Source organism: Actomonas aquatica (genome assembly GCF_019679435.2).
Taxonomy (GTDB): domain Bacteria; phylum Verrucomicrobiota; class Verrucomicrobiia; order Opitutales; family Opitutaceae; genus Actomonas; species Actomonas aquatica.
Genome location: NZ_CP139781.1, coordinates 2850504 through 2854931, shown reverse-complemented (window position 1 = coordinate 2854931; position 4428 = coordinate 2850504). Strand labels below are relative to the sequence as shown.

The 4428-nt window shown below is 65.6% G+C and carries 3 protein-coding genes; all 3 read left to right on the top strand.

Going from position 1 to position 4428, the window contains the following annotated elements:
• Positions 1-139: 139 nt before the first annotated feature.
• The 3 genes from K1X11_RS11265 to K1X11_RS11255 all read left to right on the top strand — a co-directional run bounded on the left by K1X11_RS11265 (position 140) and on the right by K1X11_RS11255 (position 4391).
• A complete protein-coding gene (locus tag K1X11_RS11265) occupies positions 140-1699 on the top strand; it encodes a TolC family protein (RefSeq protein ID WP_221032087.1) in 1560 nt (519 codons plus the stop codon).
• A gap of 155 nt (positions 1700-1854) precedes the next feature.
• Positions 1855-2568, top strand: coding sequence for an efflux RND transporter periplasmic adaptor subunit (locus K1X11_RS11260; RefSeq protein WP_221032088.1), 714 nt, complete (start codon positions 1855-1857; stop codon positions 2566-2568).
• The gene (locus tag K1X11_RS11255) at positions 2559-4391 is read left to right on the top strand and encodes an efflux RND transporter periplasmic adaptor subunit (protein ID WP_221032089.1); all 1833 of its coding nucleotides are present in this window, start codon (positions 2559-2561) and stop codon (positions 4389-4391) included. The genes K1X11_RS11260 and K1X11_RS11255 overlap by 10 nt, the downstream gene beginning before the upstream one ends.
• Positions 4392-4428 lie beyond the last annotated feature (37 nt).

Genomic DNA, 4428 nt, shown 5'->3' with positions numbered 1-4428 from the left:
TCCGCTGCGTCGCGCGACGTAGGTGATCTTCCTAAGGCCCCCCCATGGAGGGGGTCGTGCGATCGCATTCGGGCTGCTAAGGTCGAGGCTTGTCCTTATACCGGGCAACGCTGCTTCCAGTATCTAACCCAGCTCCCCCATGACACTTAAACACGCTGTCGCCAGCGGATTGGCGACTGCTCTCACCGCCTCCGTCCTGGCGCAGGTTCCCCTGACCGAACGCTCCGCTTTGGAGCGCGCGCTCTCCGCCAATTTTGACCTCCAGGTCGAAGCCCTCACGCCGCAGATCGCGGCGCAGGAGATCCTCGTGGAAGAAGCCGCGTTCCTGCCGTCCGCCTTCGCCGAGGCCAACTACGAGGACAACCGCAAGTCCCAGAACTCGATCGATTTTGCCGCGCTCCAGCAGCGCCTGTTTGAAGAAGAGAACGTGGTGATGCGGGGAGGCGTGGGCGGCAAACTCCCGTGGGGCACGACCTACGAGGTGTCGCTGCAGATGCGCGAACTGGACAACTCCGTGAACCGCTCCGGCCTGCCCAATGCACTCTTCTCGCCGGAGTTTGATGCCTTCGGCGGGATCACCCTGCGCCAGCCTCTGCTGCGCGGATTCGGCAAAGCCGCCAACCTCGCCAACCTGCGCGTCGCACGCGCCCAGTTGCTCATCACCGAACGCACTCGCGAGATCATGGTGAACAACAAGTGTGTCGAGGTCCTTAATGCCTTCTACGATCTCGCCTACGCCGAAGCCAACGTGGCGGTGAAGCAAAGCGCCGTTGGCGTGGCCGATCAGTTTCTCAACGAAACCAACCGTCGTCGCGAACTCGGCATGTTGAGTCCGGTGGATGTGTCCGAAGCCAACGTGCGCGTGTCCGAGGCCAACGAGGAACTCATCCAAGCCCGCGACTTCCTGCGCGAGCGTCAGCTCGAGATGGTGCGCCTGCTCGCGTTGCCGACCTCGGCCAGCGGTGTGACCTCGTTGCCCACGGTCGACGCCGTGCTGCTCGAATCCGCGCCGGTCTTCAGCAAGGCCGAGTTTTTCCCCGCTGCGCTCGAAGCGCGGCCGGACTTTCAGCTCGCTCGCGAGCGGGTAGGGCAGGAGTCGATTCGCCAGGCGGCCGCCCGCAACGAGGCGCTGCCGCAGCTCGACCTACATTTTTCCTACGGCCTTTACGGTCTTGCGGGCGATTACGGTGATGCCATCGACCGCGCCTACTCGGCCGATGAACCGCAGTGGAGCGGCGGACTCAGCGTGACGGTTCCTCTCAGCCGTCGCGACGGCCGCGCCAAGTCCCAAGCCGCCGCCCTGCGCCTGCGCCAGGCCGAGCTGCGCGTGGATCAGTTGGAAGAACGTATTTCGATCGAGATCGAAAACGCGGTGAGTCGTCTCGAAGTCCTCGGGCAACGCCTCGCCACGGCCCGCGAGTCGGTGCGTTTTGCCGAGGAGGGCCTCAACCTCGAGCGCGCCCGTCTTGAGAACGGACAGACTTCCGGTTTTGCGGTATCCGAATTGCAACGACGCCTGGCCGACTCCCGCACCCGCGAACTCGCCGCCCGCGTCGACCTCACCAAGGCCGTGACCGAGCTGCACTCCGTGAGCGGCCGCCTGCTCGCCCACCATGGCATCGAGGTGACCCGCGATGACTCGGCCGCGACCCACCGCGGACTCAACATCATGGCGCCCTTCGACGCCCTGATGCAGTGAGAGGCCAACCGATGGATTTTTTTTCACCAAAGGAAACGAAGGCCAGTAGAGCCACACCGACGCTGGTCTTCACACCAAGGCCGCAAAGAAAGCAAAGAGGGCTACCAGAGTCTTCCTTCCTTACCTTCGTTTCCTTCTGTAAAAAATCCCTCCTGTTGGCCGGGATAGGAATCGCGGCTGGCGCCGTCGCGGCGCCGCCGATCGAGATCGTGCTCGAGCCCGTGCGTTCGATGGTGGTGAGCGCACCGGTCGACGGCGTGATCGAATCCATCGCGGTCGACGAGGGCGATACGGTGAAAGCCGACGCGCTCTTGGTGACCTTTGTCCATGCGCAGGAAGATTTGCGGGTGGAACGTGCGCAGGAGGTTCTGCGCAAGCGTGAGTTTGATGCCAAGGGCACCGCCCAACTCTTTGCCGACGACATGACCAGTGAGACGGAGAAGCTGGAAAAGGAGATCGAACAACGCGTGGCCGAGATCGAACTCGCCGAAGCCCTCGATCAACTCAGTCGCCGGCTGGTGCGTGCGGTGCATGACGGTGTCGTCACGGTGCGCCATCACGAGGCCGGCGAATACGTCGAACGCGGTGAACCTTTGCTGGCGTTGGTGGATCAGTCGCAGCTCGACGCTCGTTTTTATGTTCATCCGGAAGAGGGTCTCACCCTACAGGTGGGGGACACCGTTTGGGTGCGGGTGCCGCTGGTCGATGTGGTGTTGCCCTGTCGCATCGTGTTTGTGGATCCCTTGGTGGATCCCTCCAGCGGGCTCATGCGCGCACGAGCCCGGGTCGACAATACCGCCGGACGTTTTAAGCCCGGACTGCGCGGGTGGGTGAGTCTGGCCGAGGAGGAGCCCGCCCAGTGGCCCTGAAACCGCTGCAGGTCTCCGACTGGCTGCAACCCAGCTCGCAGCGCGACGAACCGCAGTTTTGGCGTGAGTGGCTGCGGCAGGCCGCCCCCGCGCTGGACGCGAGTTGTGTCATGCTGCTGCGCCCGGCGCAGGCCGACGGCCAGGGCCCGCGAACCTTGCTGCGGGCCGGCGAGCAGACTCGCGACATCCCCACGCGCTTGATCGCCAAAGCTATGGCGCATGGACCGCTGCAATTGGCCTCGGCTGAGCTGGGCGGCGGCACCTTCGCGCTGCGTTTGCCCTGGGACGAGCTGAGTGACGATCCGCTGGTGGCGGTGGGCGAAGTGCGACCGGCCACGTGGGGCACCGATGGCCCGGATGCGGCTTGGCAGGACCGGGTGTTGTTGTGGGGCGCCGCGGTGGGACGGCGTCGCCGTATCCGTGAAGTGGGCACAACCCGCCGTCGGGCCGATGAACTGGCGCATGCGCTGGAGCTGGCGGTGTTGGTGCGGGCGCAACGTGGCTTCAAGGCGGCCGCTTTGGAGGTCTGCAATCAGCTCGCCGACCGCCACGCCGCCGACCGGGTGGTGCTCGGTTGGTGGCACGAGCCCTACGTGAAGGTCGCGGCGGTCAGCCAGATGAATCAGGTGGAGGACCGCATGGCGGCGGTGGGGGCGGTGGAGGCCGCCATGGAGGAGACGATCGAACAGGACGCCGCATTGCTCTGGCCGGTGCCGCCGGCCGCGGAAGGGGAGTCGGTGGCGACGGAGATTGTGGCACAACACGCCGCGCTCGGGCGCGACCAAGGATTTGCGCACCTTTGCACGCTGCCGCTGCGAGATGGCGAGCGGGTGGTGGGGGCCGTCACCTGGCACCGGCAGGAGGGCGCGTTCACGGCCGACGATGCGGCGGCATTTGCGTTGGTGCTCGATGGGCTGACCCCGTTACTGGTCGAAAAGGAGCGCGCCGAAGGCTGGTGGGGGCGGCGGCTCAAACGAGCGGCGGAGGAGTCACTGCGTCGCCATTGGAACCTGCAGCACCCGTGGCCCAAGCTCGGCGCGGTGGCGGCGGCGATCACTCTCGCGGTCCTGTTGTTGGTGCACGTGCCCCTGCGCGTGGAGGCGGAGTTCACACTGCGGCCGGAGCGCCAGATGGTGTTCAGCGCGCCGTTCGATGGGTTTGTCGAGAGCGTGGCGGTGGAGCCGGGCGACTTTGTGGCGGCCGGGCAACCGCTCTATGCGCTCGACGGCACGGCGCTGCGGCTGGAGGAGGCCGAGATGTTGGCCGACCTGAGTCGCTATGTGCGCGAGCGGGAGCAGGCGGAGGCCAAACGTGATCTGGCCGCCATGCGGGTGGCCGAAGCGCAGCGGGATCAGGTGCAGGCGCGTTTGGCGCGACTGCGGCGACGCATCGCGCAGACGGCGGCGCAGGCACCCTTTGCCGGTTTTGTGTTGGACGATGGCAACCTGCGCGAGCGTTTGGGCGCGCCGGTGCGGCAGGGCGATTCCCTGCTGCGTTTTGCGCAGCTGGATGGGCTCTATTTTGAGTTGGCGGTGCCGGAGGCGGATGCGCCGTTGATCGCGGACGGCACACCGGTCGAGATCGCCTTTCGCAGTCGACCCGATGAAACCATCACGGCGACGGTGACGCGCATCGAACCGGAGGCGGTGGTGCAGGCGGAAGGCGCGGTCTTCATCGTGCGTGCCGCCCCGGATGGCGCACTGCCCGATTGGTGGCGCCCAGGCATGACCGGTATCGGAAAACTCATTACGGAAAAGCGCAGCCTGGCTGACATCTTCACCCGCCGCCTCCGCGACTGGCTCCGCCTCCAACTCTGGTGGTGAGGTTATCCTCAAGAATGTAATGGCCACAAAAAGGCAC